13 protein-coding genes are annotated in these 17297 nt (G+C 44.1%); 6 read left to right on the top strand and 7 right to left on the bottom strand.

The features are described from left to right. The first annotated feature begins 83 nt into the window (after window positions 1–83). Both MUCPA_RS34985 and MUCPA_RS34980 read left to right on the top strand, forming a co-directional pair. Entirely contained in the window at window positions 84–773 is a 690-nt protein-coding gene (locus MUCPA_RS34985; RefSeq protein WP_008513316.1) for a response regulator transcription factor, read from the top strand. A 470-nt stretch (window positions 774–1243) separates the two neighbouring features. Next, the gene (locus MUCPA_RS34980; protein ID WP_008513314.1) at window positions 1244–2110 is read left to right on the top strand and encodes a DUF808 domain-containing protein; all 867 of its coding nucleotides are present in this window, start codon (window positions 1244–1246) and stop codon (window positions 2108–2110) included. A 76-nt stretch (window positions 2111–2186) separates the two neighbouring features. Here the strand turns inward: MUCPA_RS34980 and MUCPA_RS34975 are convergent, their stop codons facing one another. Genes MUCPA_RS34975 through MUCPA_RS34965 form a run of 3 tightly spaced genes read right to left on the bottom strand, consistent with a single transcriptional unit; the run spans window position 2187 to window position 4396 of the window. Next, window positions 2187–2366 (bottom strand): DUF6496 domain-containing protein, encoded by a 180-nt coding sequence (locus MUCPA_RS34975; RefSeq protein WP_008513312.1) that lies wholly within the window; start codon window positions 2364–2366, stop codon window positions 2187–2189. Between the two features lie 24 nt (window positions 2367–2390). Then, complete coding sequence (locus tag MUCPA_RS34970; protein WP_008513311.1) at window positions 2391–3233, bottom strand: SDR family oxidoreductase; 843 nt, start codon at window positions 3231–3233, stop codon at window positions 2391–2393. Then, the gene (locus MUCPA_RS34965) at window positions 3233–4396 is read right to left on the bottom strand and encodes a zinc-dependent alcohol dehydrogenase (protein ID WP_008513309.1); all 1164 of its coding nucleotides are present in this window, start codon (window positions 4394–4396) and stop codon (window positions 3233–3235) included. Before MUCPA_RS34965 ends, MUCPA_RS34970 begins: the two co-directional genes overlap by 1 nt. A 107-nt stretch (window positions 4397–4503) precedes the next feature. Between MUCPA_RS34965 and MUCPA_RS34960 the strand changes: the two genes are divergently transcribed. Together MUCPA_RS34960 and MUCPA_RS34955 are read left to right on the top strand one after the other, a co-directional pair. Next, the gene (locus MUCPA_RS34960; RefSeq protein ID WP_008513308.1) at window positions 4504–6039 is read left to right on the top strand and encodes an FAD-dependent oxidoreductase; all 1536 of its coding nucleotides are present in this window, start codon (window positions 4504–4506) and stop codon (window positions 6037–6039) included. A gap of 209 nt (window positions 6040–6248) precedes the next feature. Continuing rightward, complete coding sequence (locus MUCPA_RS34955; RefSeq protein ID WP_008513307.1) at window positions 6249–6536, top strand: hypothetical protein; 288 nt, start codon at window positions 6249–6251, stop codon at window positions 6534–6536. 419 nt (window positions 6537–6955) lie between these two features. Here the strand turns inward: MUCPA_RS34955 and MUCPA_RS34950 are convergent, their stop codons facing one another. The 4 genes from MUCPA_RS34950 to MUCPA_RS34935 form a co-directional block, all read right to left on the bottom strand. Continuing rightward, the gene (locus tag MUCPA_RS34950; RefSeq protein WP_008513305.1) at window positions 6956–8800 is read right to left on the bottom strand and encodes a polysaccharide lyase family protein; all 1845 of its coding nucleotides are present in this window, start codon (window positions 8798–8800) and stop codon (window positions 6956–6958) included. 168 nt (window positions 8801–8968) lie between these two features. Next, entirely contained in the window at window positions 8969–10363 is a 1395-nt protein-coding gene (locus MUCPA_RS34945; protein ID WP_008513303.1) for a glycoside hydrolase family 88/105 protein, read from the bottom strand. A 385-nt stretch (window positions 10364–10748) separates the two neighbouring features. Beyond that, window positions 10749–13052, bottom strand: coding sequence for a DUF5703 domain-containing protein (locus MUCPA_RS34940; RefSeq protein WP_157544052.1), 2304 nt, complete (start codon window positions 13050–13052; stop codon window positions 10749–10751). A 49-nt stretch (window positions 13053–13101) separates the two neighbouring features. Then, the gene (locus MUCPA_RS34935) at window positions 13102–14556 is read right to left on the bottom strand and encodes a sialate O-acetylesterase (RefSeq protein WP_008513300.1); all 1455 of its coding nucleotides are present in this window, start codon (window positions 14554–14556) and stop codon (window positions 13102–13104) included. Window positions 14557–14849: 293 nt separating this feature from the next. Here MUCPA_RS34935 and MUCPA_RS34930 point away from each other — a divergent pair, with 293 nt between their 5' ends. After that, complete coding sequence (locus MUCPA_RS34930) at window positions 14850–15554, top strand: DUF3826 domain-containing protein (protein WP_008513297.1); 705 nt, start codon at window positions 14850–14852, stop codon at window positions 15552–15554. A gap of 18 nt (window positions 15555–15572) precedes the next feature. After that, on the top strand, window positions 15573–17231 hold the full coding sequence (locus MUCPA_RS34925; protein WP_008513295.1) for a polysaccharide lyase: 1659 nt from the start codon (window positions 15573–15575) through the stop codon (window positions 17229–17231). The last annotated feature ends 66 nt before the right edge of the window (window positions 17232–17297 follow it).

Below are 17297 nucleotides of genomic sequence, written 5' to 3'. Positions count from 1 at the left end.
AGTCTATGTAACTATTAACAATTTGTTAATATGGGGTTAACCTATTCCTATAATTAAGCTTATACATTTACAAAAAAAACAATATGAGCAATTCAAAACAAAAGATTCTGATCGTTGATGATGAACCGGATATTTTGGAGTTGATTGAGTATAACTTAAAGAAAGAAGGTTATCAGGTTTTTGTTGCTAATAACGGCCAGGAAGCCGTTGCCGAGGCCAAAAGATCATTACCAGACCTGATTATACTTGACATTATGATGCCTAAAATGGATGGGATTGAAGCCTGCCGTATTATGCGCACCATGCCCGAATTTAAAAATACCTTTATGGTTTTTTTAACCGCCCGCAGTGAAGAGTACTCGGAAATTGCAGGTTTTAACGTTGGCGCCGACGATTATATAGCTAAACCCATTAAGCCACGCGCCCTGGTTAGCCGTATTAACGCAATATTAAGGCGCAACTCACCATCAGAAGAATTATCGGACAATAAACTTGAAATTGGCGATTTAGTGATTGACCGCGAAGCCTACCTGGTTTTTCAGGGTGGTAACAAAGTTGTTTTGGCCAAAAAGGAGTTTGAGCTGCTTTATTTGCTGGCATCAAAACCAGGTAAAGTTTATACCCGCGAAATTATCCTGAAAAACATCTGGGAAGATTCTGTAGTGGTAACCAACCGTACCATTGATGTACACATCCGTAAACTACGCGAAAAATTAGGCGAAACCTATGTTTCAACTGTTAAAGGCGTGGGTTACAAGTTTGAGTTACATTAAGTAATCAGGACAAAAAAATAGCTTTAACGTAAGCAAAATCTCCTGCATACCACCAAATAGACGGCGGCATGCAGGAGATTTTTTGTTTCAACTCTTCTCAGTGTATACGTTCCTGGCAACCAAAAATCTGTAGCCTGCCAAATAAGCTGAAAACTTTCATATTCATCTTTTTTTGATGTGAACGGCGGTGCTAAGTATTTAGTTAGTTATAAAAGTGGTTAAGCGCTTTATCGAAGGTGCCCGGACACTAAGAAAACCAGAATAAGCTTTCGCTCTGCGTGAAAACAGGAATATGAAGTGAGGAGTTTAACTTCAAAATTGTTAGTGGGATGTGTCCATTATATGTTAATTTTTTTCAGCCTACCTCCATCAGGTTAATCAAAATGATGGCATTTACACTTAACAATTCCAAACTAATTTCAAAAAAGCGTGTTTAAATCTGTATTTTGTGACCTTACTACTTAATCAATATGGCATCAGGTTTTTTTGCAATTTTGGATGATATAGCGAGCCTGATGGACGATGTAGCCGTAACTACCAAGGTAGCGGCAAGTAAAACTGCTGGTATATTAGGGGATGACCTGGCGGTAAATGCTGAGAAAGCTACTGGCTTTGTATCATCGCGCGAACTACCGGTACTGTGGGCCATTACCAAAGGCTCGTTAGTTAATAAACTGATTATCGTTCCCATTGCTTTAGCATTAAACTTGTTTTTCCCGATAGCTGTAAAATTGGCCTTGGTTTTAGGCGGCTTTTACCTGGCTTATGAGGGTGTTGAAAAAATAATAGAGTATCTTTTTCACCGTTCGGATGGTGCTCACCAAGAAGACAAGGAACATGCCAACAATGATAGTGCTGCCGAAAAAGCAAAAGTTAAATCAGCTATAACCACCGACTTCATTCTATCTATTGAGATCGTTATTATAGCGCTGGGTACAGTTGCCGAAGAGGGTATAGTTACACAGGCAATAACGGTTTCCATTGTGGCCTTTCTGGCAACCGTAGGCGTATATGGCATAGTTGCGCTTATTGTAAGAATGGACGACGCGGGTTATCAATTGATTAGCCGCTCAAATAACAAAGGCATTTTTTCGTCGTTGGGTATCTTACTCGTAAAATCTTTACCGGTTATCATCAAAATACTGAGCATTGTTGGTACAGTTGCTTTGATTTTAGTTTCGGGTGGCATATTTGTTCACAATATTGAGTATTTGCATCATTTATTGCCAAACATTCCATCCTTCATTAAAGAACTTTCCATTGGATTGCTTGCCGGATTAATTGTGGTTGGAGCGGTAACAGGTGGAAAAAAATTAATATCTCTATTTAAAAATTAGCCAACGATATTTCTTTGAATCAGATAATTAAACCGGCGGCAATTGCCGCCGGTTTAATTAGTCATTCCATTGTGACCTATGTTTCTTTCTTTTTAGGAACTTTAGCGCCAGCTTTCCTGGCTTCAGAGAGGCCGATAGCTATGGCCTGTTTTTTCGAGGTTACTTTTTTACCGCTACCGCTTTTAAGCGTGCCTTCCTTTTCTTCGTGTAAAGCCTCGTGAACCTTGCCCTGTGCTTTTGCTGAATATTTAGTCATGATGATAAAAATTATAGTGTTTTGTTAACCATTAACTACCTCACCGCCGTTAACATGAATGACTTGCCCGGTGATGAATGAAGCATCGTCTGAAGCCAGGAATACGTAGGCCGGGCCTAATTCTGAAGGCTGACCGGCGCGCTTCATAGCTGTTTCACTCCCAAAGCTTTTAATTTTTTCCTCATCAAAAGTAGCCACAATTAATGGCGTCCATACCGGACCCGGTGCCACGGCATTCACCCTGATTTGTTTTTCGGTCAGGTTAGTGGCCAGCGAGCGGGTAAAAGATGTGATAGCACCTTTGGTTGAGGAATAATCGATCAGGTTGGGAGAGGAGCGATAGGCAGTAACCGAAGTGGTATTGATGATACAATCGCCTGCACTCATATAGTTCAGCGCCGCGTTGGCGAAATGGAAATAGGCAAAAATATTGGTGCGGAAGGTATCATCCAATTGTTGCTCATCTATAGCTTGTGCATCTTTCTGCGGTACCTGCATCCCGGCGTTATTCACCAAAATGTTAAGCTTGCCCAGTTTGTCCACGGTTTGCTTCACTGCCTTTTTGCAAAACGCGCTCTTTTTCACGTCGCCCTTAAGCAGTAAACATCTCCTACCTTCGGCTTCAACCAGCTTTTGGGTGGCCCTCGCATCAACATCCTCGTCATAATAAACAATGGCAACATCAGCGCCCTCACGGGCAAAATGAATGCTTACCGCCCGGCCAATGCCGCTATCGCCACCCGTAACCAAAGCAACTTTACCCCCTAACTTACCTGAGCCCTGGTAGGCAGGCTTGATATATTGCGGCGCAGGGTCCATCATGGCTTCTATGCCAGGTTGTTTGTTTTGCTTGGCCGGTGTTTTCATCAGGCAAATGGTTTAAGTACAACCTTTACACAATCGTCTTCTTTTTTATCGAAGATTTCGTATCCGCGGGTCACTTCACTCAGCGGTAAAGTATGGCTGATGATATCGTTCAGAACTACTTTTTCTTCCTTCACTAAATCAATCAGGTGATCGATGTAATTTAGTACCGGGGCCTGGCCCATCTTCAACGTAATACCCTTGTCAAACAGGCGGTGCAACGGGAAGTTATCATAGGTAGATCCGTAAACACCCATGATAGATACGGTGCCCATACGGCGTACGGCTTTGAAAGCCATATCAAGTACCTTCATACTGCCAACCTCAAAATTGATCATCGCTTTGGCTTTATCCAGTAAGTCGCGTTCAGGCTCGAAGCCTACTGCGTCTACACAAACGTCGGCGCCGCGTCCTCCGGTCATACTACGGATGGCCTCTACCACGTCCACTTCATTCGGGTTCAGGGTTTCCACTTTGTTAACTGCCTTGGCCTTCTCCAGTCGATAATTTAACGGATCAATAGCAATAACGCGGCTGGCACCGTTGATCCATGCTGCCTTTTGAGCCATCAGCCCAACAGGACCGGAGCCGAAAATAGCCACAACCTCGCCGCCTTTTAGTTGCGCCCAATCAATGGCCGACCAGCCGGTAGGGAAGATATCCGTAAGAAAAAGCACCTGCTCATCCGTCATGTTATCCGGTACAATGCGTGGGCTGATATCGGCGTAAGGTACCCGTACGTATTCTGCCTGGCCGCCCGAATAACCTCCATACAAATCGGTGTATCCAAACAGGGCAGCTCCTTTTTTGTCAGCTATATCGCCATCAGGGCCGTAGTGTTTGTAATTAGAATTCTCGCAAGCCGGTGATGAGCCATGTGTGCAGAAAAAGCAATGTCCACAAGCTATCGGGAATGGTACAACTACGCGGTCGCCCTTCTTCAGGCGGGTTACTGCCGAGCCAACCTCTTCTACAATGCCCATAAACTCGTGTCCCATCACCATCGGGTGGGTTTGCGGTACTCCGCCGCTCAGAATATGGAGGTCTGATCCGCAAATAGCTGTCGAGGTAACTTTTAAAATAACATCCCCTTCGTTCTCAATACGTGGGTCTTCAACGGTATCATAACGGATATCGCCGGGTTTGTGAAAAACTGCTGCTTTCATAAGTATTTGTTGTTATTGATGTTTTTTATTAACTTTAAAGAAAATATATTGTTTTATTTATTGTAAAAATATCAAAACAGGAAGGTAATTGTCTTTGTAGTAGAAATATGACAACAGCTACTAACTCAATTGATCGCGACGGATACCATCAAAGTGTATGGCAGGTCCAGTCCCCTTTAGCCTTATCCGCTCCTGTTCCTGGTGATGCGGTTTACGATTGCCTTATTGTTGGCGGCGGCATTACCGGTTTAACTGCGGCCTTGTTATTGCAACAGGATGGAAAAAAAACAATTCTTACCGAGGCGCATACTATAGGCTTCGGCAGCACCGGCGGCACCAGCGCACATATCAACACTTTTGCCGACACCACTTTCCTGGAAGCTGAAAGCGCTTTCGGCGAGGAGGGCGCAAAGCAATTTGCCCAGGCTATAAAAGAAGGTTTTCAACAGATTAAAACAAATATTGAGCAGTTAGCCATCAATTGCGATTATGAAGATAAAGTTGCTTACCTGTATGCCGAAGACAAAGACGAGGCTAAACAGCTTGATGATATTTACAACGGAGCCATTAAAGTAGGAGTAGAGGTAAGCCGTGCCACCACGGTGCCTACTACCGTGAGCTATGTGCAAGCGTTAAAATTTGATGGACAGGCACAGTTTCATCCAATTAAATATTTGCAAGCTTTACAAAAAGGTTATGCTGCTGCGGGTGGTATTATTTTGGAAAACACACTGGTAGAAAGCCTGAGCCAGGAAGATGATATCCATATTGCCAGGGCGGGCAACGTAAGCATCAAGGCAAAAAAAGTGATCTATGCCACCCACCTGCCGCCAGGTATCAATGTGTTTAATTTTAAATGTGCTCCTTATCGCAGTTATGTAATGGCTGTTAAGTTAATCAGCGGGGATTATCCTGATGATCTGATCTATGATATGCAGGAACCCTACCACTATATACGCAGCCATCAAATAGATGGACAGCAATTGCTGATTGTGGGCGGTTTGGACCATAAAACAGGGCATGAAGATCCTGAAAAAGCATTTGCTGATCTTGAAAAGTATATCCGACAATATTATGACGTCTCCGCGGTTAAATTCAGATGGTCATCGCAGTATTATGTTCCTGTAGATGGGCTGCCTTATATTGGGCAAATGCCGTTAGCGGCAGCTGGCGTTTACTGTGCAACCGGTTATAATGGTAACGGGATGATGCTTGGTAGCGTGGCTGCCCGCATCCTTGCTGATATGGTGAGCGGCAACGAGAGCCCCTATGAAAAATTATTTAACCCATCGCGTGTGAAGCCTGTTGACAGCTTTACCGAATTTGTAAAAGAGAATGCTGATGTGGCCTATCATTTTGTGGCCGATCGTTTTGGTCTTAACCAATTGGAGTCTTTGCAACAAATTGAAAAGGGCAGCGGTAAGCTTGTTGAGGTTGAAGGGAAAAAGATTGCCGCTTATTGCGATGAGGAAGGCATCATCCACGCCCTTAACCCAACTTGTACACATGCAGGCTGCGTAGTGAATTGGAATGCCGAGGAAAAAAGCTGGGACTGTCCATGCCATGGTGCGCGTTACGGTATTGATGGTAAGGTACTTACCGGGCCGACTACTATAGATTTGCAAAAAATAGACAATGGTTAAAACTGAAATAGTTTTCCGTATCTGCGAATAACCTGGGCCTGATTGGATTTTGGCTTTAGTTAGTTTGTTGATTGCCGGCATGTGCAGCTCCCTACATCGTATTGGTTGTTGAAGAAAAAAATGCCTTTTAAAACATCTTGATAAAATTATCTATAATAGAGTTATCAGGAAATACATTTAATTTAGGCAAAGCATTAAATTTGCAAACGATGACAACTAATCCTAATATGAGCTGGGTTTATGATACCATGTTTAGTATCCCCGGTATGAACGAAGCGGTCAAGATTGACCTGAAATTGAACCGTAAAACCATCCTGTTGTTAGACAGTGTGATTGGTATCGGATTGAGCAATAAAGAAGGTGAATCTGCACCGGGTCTTACAGAGATGATCCCAAAAGAGATGCAGGACGAGCTGCGGGCTTTTTCTGAAGAATGCCTGAGTAAGGCCGGTTTGACCGAACTCAGCATAAAACTGAAAAATTTCCCGGGCAAGTAAATTAAAACTTGTTTAACGTTTTTCAGCTGTAGAAATGAAGCTCTGGATGAAGTAGCCCAGATTTTCAAAACATGAGCTTCAAAGTATTGAGCGATGTCAAGTTATAGATCTGCTACGATATTGGGTTCTCAAAACTTATAACAAATGCAACGAACATAATGCCTGGCAAAAAATCGTTGCATTTGTTTTGTTATGTATGACCGGCCTTAAGTCGATAGTTGAGCAATTATATCACTTAGAATGGCTTAATGCCTGAAAGGATTGTAGGCAAGTTCATATTCAAATTTCTGTAAGTTGTTATAAGAGTCTGATCGCACTAACAAAATCAGATCGGGCACAATTTCGGTAAAGATGCGTTCTCGTTACAGCGATGCAATTAGAAAAAAATCAGCTGTGCCTTCCTTCGCTATTATTAATAGCTACTGCGGTATTTCCATGCTGATATAATCGTACATGATATGATCTGTTCTGTTTTTTCCGCTGTTGCTGACAAGCGTGATGCTGTTATTGCCCCTGTGTAATTTAGATACGGGAATCTTCAATACATAAGTGCTGTATTTAGCGTGTATGCCCTGCCGAATCAAGGCGTTTCCGCCCGTTTTTAAGGTTGGCAGAAAAGTATCAAACGGGGTGATATCGTCATTTATAAAAGTAACGAGGCGGGCGCGATCAAGACTGGCAAAAGCAAATGTGAGCGTTGCTTCGCCGCCAACTGAAGGTAGTTTATCGAGGTTAAAATTGATTTTCCATGGCCACTGGCTAAGAGTGCCATCATTATTCCAGTAGGCGCTTTGCACATAATTCCAGTCTTTACGCCAGTCGCTGGAGCCAACATTGTAAATTAAGGGATTAGGTAAAGCAGGCGAGTACGTTTCCCACATAAATGGATGCCAGTATTGGTTCCCGAATTTAAACTCGATTGCAGTACGGTTAGGTATCCCTATCTCCCACATCAATTTTCCCTTATCACGCGGAATGACCCAGGTAAGCGTGTTTATTTGCTTAGTTTCACCACTTGATATGTTGATACCTTGCTTTTCAAATTCACCTACGGCGCCGCTGGCATAGGCATGTAATGTATATTGGCCTGGCCTCACATTGGCGATGGTGAACTTACCCTCATTGTCGGTTTTTACCCAGTATTGGTAGTTCTTTGAATCGTTTTCCCAATCGACTTCGGGAGTAGTCAGCCCTATCCAGGCATTGGCGCCTTTAACGTCCGGTTTATAAGGATCATTAATTTTAAATGTACCTGCTAACACGCCGCGATGAGCACTGTTGGGATATTCTTCAACACCGGTTAACCATGTATATGGCCATTTTGCTTTTTCTTCAGCTACTCTTTTTTGGGCGTCCGCCCACAACGCGTTTGGCACATCGTTGCTTGAGTTTACAAACAGCAGGAATGGACCAAATATTTTACTCCATTTTTCACCAGTCGCAACACTCGTCACGCTGCCCGCGTAATGGTTGCGGGCAAAATGCAGGTGATTGATGCCGGCAGCTGCGTTCAAGTCGGCTTGAGTGGGACCATCATTTAAAAAATCGTATCCTCCTAAAACCATCCACGCGCCTATTTTATTTTTATTGCTTGTATGCCCCCAGGTTCCTATATCATAATAGGCTGCGCTGTAGTTGTATTTACATTCATACTGACCGGCTTTAATACCGTTTTTTAGTTTAATTGCTTCCGGTATAGTCGTGCGTTCTGCATTTCGGTAATCGTCAGCACTGGGCATGTCCATATTTCGCAATAAATCAACATTGATATGGTCAAAAACACCATCGGGTAGTTTCCACACATACCGCCATTCACCAATTCTGCCCTGAGGATATCTTGCCTCATGGGTTAATAAAGCGTAGCAATATATACCAGCGGTACCTTTTTCGATAACATAGTGGCATTCAATATCGAAGGCTTGCTGCCTTAACCCGGGTTGCCAGCGGCTCTTAAACATCACATCCACTAAATTGGGGGTGTTAACCTTCACCGAAACTTCGCAGTGGCCGGGCTGAGCATAGCTCTTTCCGCCATCCATGCTGTAGTAACCGTCCTTTAAAACCTCTATGCCCCTATATCGATAACTCATCATATGGGCACTACTTTTATTAATAACAGCCGATACGATACCATTGTTGAGCAACACACGGTCTCCCTGGTCTGTAAACATAGCGGTATCTGCCTGCTTATAACCGGCTGCAAATGCTATTGTGGAATAAACGGTGAATAGCAATATAAAATTCAGAGGGTTCCTGATACTCATATCTTTTGATTTTGGAGTTAAAACTACATTCAACTACAAGTAAATAATGATAAACGGGCGGTCAGAATGTAAAAGCTGAGCGCGTGAGAAACTGATTTTTGGCTTATTGATCAGCAATACAAGTTTCTATTTTTTTCTTAATCTATAGCGGCTAAAATGGCCATCTTGTTATTTAGTTATCTGCACCGCGCTATCGTTAATAGCGAATGGGTGGTTTTGCAACATCCGGTATATTTCGGCACCAGCCATTAGTACCGGCCCATAACCATGAGCCGCGTAAACATTAACCGGCCGGTAGCAATAAAACGCGGGATCAAAACCCATGCCGGTACCTACGCAAGTGCCTTCAACCTGTCCTTGCCCATTTACGCGGGTGCTCACCGCGTTCCAGGCCAGCAGTGCCGCCGGGCCGTAGGCTTTGGCATCGAGCCAGCCTTTGTTTATGGCCCTGGCAAAGCAATAGGCATAAATTGCTGTGGCCGAAGTTTCCAGGAACGAGTCGTTACGGTCGAGCAGTTGATGCCAAAAGCCGGTGGCATCCTGGCGCTGGGCCAAACCTGCAGCATGTTTTTTCAGCATCTCTAAAATTTCTGTCCTGGCTGGATAATTTTGCGGAAGCGCGTCGAGTAGTTCAATTTTGGTGAGGATAGCCCATCCGTTTGCCCTGGCCCAGTGAAACTGGGGGTGTGGGTCCATATCCTGTACCCAGCCGTGCATGTATAAGCCGCGCTCGGTATTAAACATGCGTTTGGCAAATTGGCGGTATTGTTTAATGGCTTCGTCGAAATATTTAGTGTCACCGGTTAGCACGCCCATTTGTGCCAGGGCAGGCAGGCTCATGTATAAATCGTCCAGCCATAAGGTATTAGGGTGGGGGCGGTTGCGCGCCAAAGTTCCATCGCTCAGGCGGAACTCTTTGGTCAAAATATAATTGACATAGTTATCAATTATGGGCCGCAGTTCCGTTTTTAAAAGTCCCGACCTGCTTGTTTTGATCATGGCCGCTGCCATTGATCCCGCATCATCCAGGGCATGCGGCTCCAGTACCGATCCAACGGACGTTACCGTTTGTGGCGATGTTTTTAGATAAATTTTAAATCCGGCTACGGCATCGGCTAAAAATTTCATCCGGTTGGCGGTATAATCAATGTACCGGCGGTCGCCGGTGGCGGCGCCTGCTTCAAGCATGCCTGTATAGGTAATGCCCCATTCGTAACTGATCAGTCTGAAATCTCCGGGTTTAAAAATACTCAACGAGTTGAGCTTCGAGAAATCGGTAATTACGCCGTTTGTTTTTTGATCGATCAATTGATAAGGTGTAGATGCGTTAAGGTACACGTATACCCTATCTAAAACAGCTTTAACACTGGCCTGCGTAGTTTCGCCATAAGGCGTAATGTAGGCAGGTTTTAACAAATGCAGCGGAGCAGTTGCATCGTTAGCTTTTACCGGTGCTGTTTGCGCGTAACAAACCGGCAAAACAAATTGACATACAAGTATAAAAAGGCAACTCCATAGGCGTTTCAAAGTAAGGGCACGGCTTTTAGCGAAAAAAAACTTCATTTTAGTGTAGCGGTTATTTGGTTAGCTATTGGTTATAACTGTTGTTCAGGCTTCTCATTCCTGGTATATAGCAAAGCAATGCCTGTTATGTCTGTAAAATGCCTTTTCCTTGCTGTGCTTTTGTATACTGCATGGATGTGCTGTCAATTGTATTTTTAGCCCGTTGGTTATAGGCTATACTATTTACACGCAAAAGCCTTTGTTTGCGCCTTAAAGTTATTAAAAACTAATTTGTTTTGCATATAGCTTCCGGCTGGTTTTATTTTTCCTGGTAGCTTTAGTTTTTATCGTTAAATGAGATGGGCAGGTGCATGGCGGGAGATAGAGAACAGTTGGAGGGATTAAAGCAAAACCTACAGGTAACTCACTATTTTCTTCTGGTTGGTTAGTTCAAAAACAGATTAACCAAATCCTGCATGCGTTCATGGGGCAAAACTTTTAACAGTTCTAATTTTCCGTTCTTTACAATAGCTTCAACGGTGGTGTTGTAAGGCGCATGGAGTTTAAAGTGAACATCCCATGTTTTGGGCCATGCCGGGAAGAGGTAGATTTTTTTATCGTCGGTTTGGAGCAACATTTCCTGCAGGCCTATCATGCCCGAGCCTCCCCAGTTATGGTCGGGCGTCCAGTCGAAGCCCGGCCCCCAGAAAGCTGGGAACCGCCTACCGGAATCTTTCATTTTTAAAACGTTGAGTTCGGCGGCTTGTTGGATAAGGCCCAGGTCGGCAGCAAATATGTTATCCTGTTTCCAGCCAACAGCGCTTCTAAATTTAAGGGCATCGGTATCCTCATTAAAAGTATGGATAGCGGTTTGCAAATCGGGTTTGCCCACGCCATAAATACCCCATGGGAATACAGGGTACAGTTGCGGCGTTTCTACATTATTAATCCGCTCCCATAGCTGTGCCGGGGCAATAGTTTTATGCCCGTTAAATTCGCGATAAGCCATAGGCGGAATGCGCGAAAGCATTAAGGCCCAGTCCTTGCGTTTTTCCTGGTTTAAATATTGAGGTGGCAGGGCAAGTAACCGATTCAGTATGGTTTGCAAAGCGGCAATGGTGGTGGTAGAATTATAAGCCATTTTATAAGTTTCGGCTGCCGAACCGGGGTAAAATACCAGGTGCCCTGCACCATCAAAGGCTTTACTACCGCGTTGTTTGGCCAGGTACTGATAGTGCTCATTATAAAAAGTAAGGCAGCTTTCAATAAATGGAATATACCCGCTGATGTCTTTACCGGTATAACGCTGTATATCGAGCATCATCAAGCAAAACTGAAAAACGGTATCCCATTCATACTCCAGCCAGGCATTGTATTCCATGCCTTTATCGTAATTTGCCGGGCGCTTGGTGCTATATTCGGCATAGTTAGGCAGGCCAAAGTTTTCCAGTTGCTCGGTAAAGCTGGCGCCTTTATGCTGCCAGTAAACTTCAGTTCGTAATTCGGCGTTCCGGAGAGCTTGCAGGTAGAAATCAAACTGAGGTTGCATCATATCCCAGTCGCCAGCCTTCATCATCGGGAAATAAACCAGTCGCTGGTTTTGGGCCGTCATCAAGCCGCCGCCCCAGTTGCGGAAATCGGGGCTGAACTTCAGTGTCGAATCCGTTAGAACAGGATCGTAAGTAAACAGGCCGCCGTTAAATTTAGTAGGAGAGGTGCCATAGGCATTACAACCCAGCATATACCTGAATAACTGGTAATTACGGCCTGCCTGCCATTCGGCAGTATTGGTTTGTTCCGGTTGAATGTAGATATAGCTTCTGCTCCAATACTGGTGCCACCACTCGCGGGATTTGTTTAAGGCTATATTTTCAGTTTGCTTCGCTTTATCAATGATCGTCTTTAAGCCAACTTGCCAATCGGTAAGCGTTGCCGATTGCTTGCTGTATAATACAAGCTCAATATTTTGTGAACGAGATGGTTTTTTGCTTTGCAATTTCCAGCCGGTAAATGGCGTATTGAGGTAGGTACCTGTATAAGTGCCCGCCGGGATGAGGTTTTGCCCCTGTACAATGCCACCAAAAATTAGGTTTTTGAGCGGATTGAATAGCTGTCCCTTTACAGCTTGCATACCTTGCTGCTGCACTGTGGCATCAAATACAGTACTGTCCCGGTTTCGGTGATAAAACGTTACCGTATTTTGCTGAAAGCTTACGGAATCTTTCCGCGTTTTTACGTTCCCTTTGGCGGCAAATTTATAAGAGTTTTCGTTATTCTCTTTACCCAAAACAGGGTGGTCGTGGTCTCGCCAGTTTTCAAGGGCCGCTTCGGTTTTTACAGGCTGGTTGCTTGTGATATTGATATGTACAACAGGATTAAACACATCAACCCAAACATTAACCTGCGCGGCCAATTTGCCGTTTGAACCGTTAATTTTCACACAGCCATCCTGCAATACCAGTTCCTGTTTAAAATCTTTCCCGTCAAAGGGGTTGGGAGAGAGCTTAACCCTCAATCGACCCAGTTTTAAAAAGGCATTATTCTCGTCGAAGGTTCCGCTTTTAGATAAGTAGATCAATAGTTCGCCTTTTTCTACCCAAACGTTTAGGCCGATATCGCCGCCCCCGCAAGGCATGGATTCGCCTGAATTTTTGCTCTGGCTGTTCCAAATGATGTTGCATTTGTTCAACTCATCGGTTTGAGCTTTGGCGCTACCGGCAAATGCTATACAACAGACAAGCCATAACATAAAAAGGCTCAATATTTTACGCTGGGAAATAAGCCGGAATGCCATTGATCTATTTTGCATCATAATCCCAATCATCTGTACGGAAGGATGATACCGGTAGGCCGTCAGTTCCGTAAAGTTCGCCAACCACAAAATCTTTAAAGGCGTAGCGCACCGCCACAGGCTCTTTTACCTGGTCGCTGCTTACCGTAACCGAGCTGCCATTAATTACCGCTTTCGCGGGATAAAAATGCTTATCGGCTCCGGCTATCTCAAACGTGGTCAGCTCTTTAAAATAAGAGGTTAAGCCATTTACAGCATCTTTAAATTTTACCACGGCGGTATTGGCTTTAACGGTTAACGATTGGTACGATGGGCTTTGGAAACCGAAACCTTTAATGCTATATGTTTTACCAAGCGCCAAATAAGCCAGGCGGGTTCCGCTCTGTTCTTTCCGTGGCGGATGTATCGTTACCTGCTCGCCAATATCCATTAATACAGCCATACCTGTATTGGGTATTTTATCGGCCTCTATCCGCTGAACATCCCTTAAAAACGCCGAATTGTATTTTCCACCCTTGTTATATGGCGGAAGTTGAGCATAGTCGTAAGGTGCAATTTGCGCATAGTAAAAAGGGAAATCACCAAGCCCCCATTGGGTGCGCCAGGTTTTTACCATCGTTTCAAAAAGCTGTTGGTATTGGGATGGATTATCATAATTAGATTCGCCCTGGTACCAGATAGCGCCTTTAATGCCATAACCGATAATGGGGTACAACATGCCATTATATAAGGTAGTTGGGGTACGGCTTACCTGTTTAATGGAATCGCCAACGGCTGGTACCTTAATTTCGGGGAACGCTTTTAGGGTTACAGGATCCATCCAGGCCTGGATGGATGATCCGCTATAGGCGCAAAGAATAAGGCCCACGGGTACATCGAGCATTTTATTGATCAACCGGCCAAAATAATAACCGGTGGCGCTGAAGTTGGAAACCGATTCGGGCGAGGCCTCGAGCCACTGGCTTTTTTTAGCGTCAGACTGTAATTCAGTTGTTGACCAACGCGGCACCGTAAATAAATGGATGTTTTTGTTTTTTGAGTTGAGGATAACCTCGTTTGTGCCTATAAGCGGTTGCCCCTTAAAGCCTTTCATGGGCATTTCCATATTGGACTGGCCGGTGCAGATCCATACTTCGCCAATTAAAACATTATTTAAAACAACCGGCTTGCCATCGCTCACGGTAACCTGGTAAGGCCCTCCATAAACAGGTGTAGCAAGCTTAATGATAAATTTGCCGTTTGTACCGGTAACGGCGCTATAAACCTTTTTGTTCCATGATGTAGTTACCGTAATGCGGGCGCCTGCCTTATCCCATCCCCAAATGGGTACCGACGATTGCTGCTGCAACACCATGCCATCTGTAAACAAAGAAGCCAGCTTTACCTGAGCTTCAGTTTTAAATGCACCTGTAAAGGCCCATAAAAAAACGGTAACATAAGCTATTGAACGTTGTACTTTCATTATTTAATTTGATTGTATGCGGGTTATAAGTATTGTAATTGGTATTAGGTAAGAAAAATATAGCATAAAGCATCTCTCATAAGGGTTTGCTTCCTGCTTCAAACTTCTCGCTTCCGTCTCCTATTAATATCAAATGTAGATTATCTTTTTTTTAATGTAGATGCCCAGCCTGCAAATAAGATAAGATTGTACATATATCTGGTAATCTATTTTAATCAAGCGCAACAGGAGTATGTAACTTTACCTTTTTAAAACCCATTTGCACACCAATTGCATCATAAACCCCTAAATAAATGAAAAGTACTTATATTATTTTTGCTTTCTCGATAGCCTGTGCCTTGTTTTCTGCTGGCTTGTATGCACAGACTGCCACACCCGCAGGCGACAAAGCAACAACGGTAAAATCCAAGTCGGACCCGGATGTCAGGGCAGGCCAATGGGTAGCCGCCCTTAACTTAAACGATGCCGCTAAAGAAGCTCGTGTAGCCGCTGTAATCACCGCCCATTTAATGGCAGTTCGCGATTGGAACAACAACCATCCTTATACTTTAACACCCGAAGGTATCAATCCCATCACTGGCAAAGTATTCAGTAAATTAGAGCGCCAGTTGATCATCAACTCAACCATTCCTAAAACCGTTCATGATGACCTGATGGCTGGCCTGCGCAAAGACCTGACGGAAGAACAGGTAGAACTGATACTGGATAAATATACTATCGGCAAAGTAGCCTTTACCATGAGCGGGTATAAATCCATAGTACCTGATTTAACGCAGGTTGAAGAAAGCTTTATTTTAACCAATTTAAAATTAGCCAGGGAACAGGCGGTAGATTATAAAAATATCGACCAGATCTCGGTGATCTTCAAAATATACAAAACCAAAATAGAAGATTACTTTAACAACAATGGCCGTAACTGGAAACAGATGTATAAAAATTACGCCGACCAGGCCAAAGCTAAAAAAGCAGCAGGTAACGCTAAACCTGCTAAACCCTAATTTAAAAATCAAATTATAATGATCATTAAGCATAAACATCTTTTTGCTGCTGCCAGTATGGCTATTTCTGCTTTGGGTTTCCACACCGCACAGGCACAGTATCCAAGAGTTCCTCCGGCAATGCAGGCTAAATCCGATTCGGTGATGAACGCCGAGAAGCGGCGCTCGGACATGGTATGGGAAAAAATACAACCCATTATACAAGCCGACGAAAAAAACGGGAAACCTTACATTCCATGGGCCGCCAAGGCTTCTGATCTGCCTCAAGCCAAAATCCCGGCATTTCCGGGCGCAGAAGGCGGCGGTGCCTATTCTTTTGGCGGTCGTGGTGGCCGTGTCATTGTGGTAACCAGTCTTGCCGATTCGGGGCCGGGTACCTTGCGCGATGCCTGCGAGCAAGGCGGGGCCCGTATCATTGTGTTTAACGTGGCTGGAATTATCCGGCTAAAACTGCCGATCAGCATCAGGGCGCCTTATATTACCATTGAGGGCCAAAGCGCGCCTGGCGATGGTATTTGTATAGCCGGTGAATCAGTATGGATCGATACTCACGATGTGGTAGTACGCTTTATGCGTTTCCGCAGGGGAGCTACCGATGTTACCCGCAGGGACGATGCCTTTGGCGGTAACCCGGTTGGCAATATCATTTTGGATCACGTATCCGGAAGCTGGGGGCTGGATGAAGTCATGTCGTTCTATCGCCACGTATATGATCGCAGCGGCGCGCATGATAAGTTGCCTACCGTGAATATCACCGTACAAAACTCTATTTTTGCTGAAGGTTTAGATACCTATAACCACGCTTTTGGCAGCACGCTTGGTGGCCGCAACAGCACCTTTATGCGCAACCTGTGGGCCAATAATATCTCACGTAACCCTTCAGTGGGTATGGATGGCGATTTTGGCTTTGCCAACAACGTCATCTTTAATTGGTGGGATCGTAGTATTGATGGCGGCGATAATAAATCGTTATACAACATCATCAATAACTATTTCAAACCGGGGCCTATTACATCTGCCGATAAACCTGTTGGCCACCGTATTTTAAAACCGGAATCGGGCAGGGATAAATCAAATAAAGGTTTATTTGGCCGTGTTTATGCAAATGGTAATATTATGGAAGGATATGATAAAGTAACCAAGGATAATTGGAACGGTGGTATACAAATTGAAACTATGCCCGATGCAGGGCGGTATACCGATAGTATTCGCGTAAATACACCCTTCCCAATGGCTAAGATCACGATGATGACAGCACAGCAATCTTATGATTATGTATTGAAAAACGTAGGAGCTTTTTTGCCTAAGCAAGATGCGGTTGACAAACGCATTATTGAGGAAGTAAAAACCGGGAAAATATCGTATGTTGAGGGTACAGACAATAGTAACGGCAGCCAATGGGTTAAACACCGCTTGCCTGATGACACTTACAAAAAAGGCATCGTTACTGATCCGGCGCAAGTGGGCGGATACCCTGAATACAAAGGCACACCTTACAAAGACTCTGATAACGACGGTATGCCCGATGCGTATGAATTGAAACATGGTTTAAACCCGCACAATGCTGCTGATGCTTACCAGTTTCCCAAAAATGGCGGCGGCTATACCAATATTGAAATTTATTTGAACAGCCTTGTGCCATTGGGTACGATTATACCTAACCTTGCCAGTAAATAGAATTGCAATTTTTCGTGATAAGCCTGCTTTCCAAAAGGGATAGCGGGCTTTTTATATACAATAAAT

Source organism: Mucilaginibacter paludis DSM 18603, assembly GCF_000166195.2.
Classification (GTDB): domain Bacteria; phylum Bacteroidota; class Bacteroidia; order Sphingobacteriales; family Sphingobacteriaceae; genus Mucilaginibacter; species Mucilaginibacter paludis.
Note: the sequence above shows the minus strand (reverse complement) of the source record. Positions and strands in the feature narration are given on the sequence as shown.

Excerpts from the sequence above, each read along its gene's own strand:
- MUCPA_RS34965 (WP_008513309.1), bottom strand. The coding sequence starts at position 4,396 with ATGAAAGCAGCAGTTTTTCACAAACCCGGCGATATCCGTTATGATACC.
- MUCPA_RS34935 (WP_008513300.1), bottom strand. The coding sequence starts at position 14,556 with ATGAAAGTACAACGTTCAATAGCTTATGTTACCGTTTTTTTATGGGCC.
- MUCPA_RS34985 (WP_008513316.1), top strand. The coding sequence starts at position 84 with ATGAGCAATTCAAAACAAAAGATTCTGATCGTTGATGATGAACCGGAT.
- MUCPA_RS34975 (WP_008513312.1), bottom strand. The coding sequence starts at position 2,366 with ATGACTAAATATTCAGCAAAAGCACAGGGCAAGGTTCACGAGGCTTTA.
- MUCPA_RS34930 (WP_008513297.1), top strand. The coding sequence starts at position 14,850 with ATGAAAAGTACTTATATTATTTTTGCTTTCTCGATAGCCTGTGCCTTG.
- MUCPA_RS34925 (WP_008513295.1), top strand. The coding sequence starts at position 15,573 with ATGATCATTAAGCATAAACATCTTTTTGCTGCTGCCAGTATGGCTATT.
- MUCPA_RS34960 (WP_008513308.1), top strand. The coding sequence starts at position 4,504 with ATGACAACAGCTACTAACTCAATTGATCGCGACGGATACCATCAAAGT.
- MUCPA_RS34970 (WP_008513311.1), bottom strand. The coding sequence starts at position 3,233 with ATGAAAACACCGGCCAAGCAAAACAAACAACCTGGCATAGAAGCCATG.
- MUCPA_RS34950 (WP_008513305.1), bottom strand. The coding sequence starts at position 8,800 with ATGAGTATCAGGAACCCTCTGAATTTTATATTGCTATTCACCGTTTAT.
- MUCPA_RS34980 (WP_008513314.1), top strand. The coding sequence starts at position 1,244 with ATGGCATCAGGTTTTTTTGCAATTTTGGATGATATAGCGAGCCTGATG.
- MUCPA_RS34940 (WP_157544052.1), bottom strand. The coding sequence starts at position 13,052 with ATGTTATGGCTTGTCTGTTGTATAGCATTTGCCGGTAGCGCCAAAGCT.
- MUCPA_RS34945 (WP_008513303.1), bottom strand. The coding sequence starts at position 10,363 with ATGAAGTTTTTTTTCGCTAAAAGCCGTGCCCTTACTTTGAAACGCCTA.
- MUCPA_RS34955 (WP_008513307.1), top strand. The coding sequence starts at position 6,249 with ATGACAACTAATCCTAATATGAGCTGGGTTTATGATACCATGTTTAGT.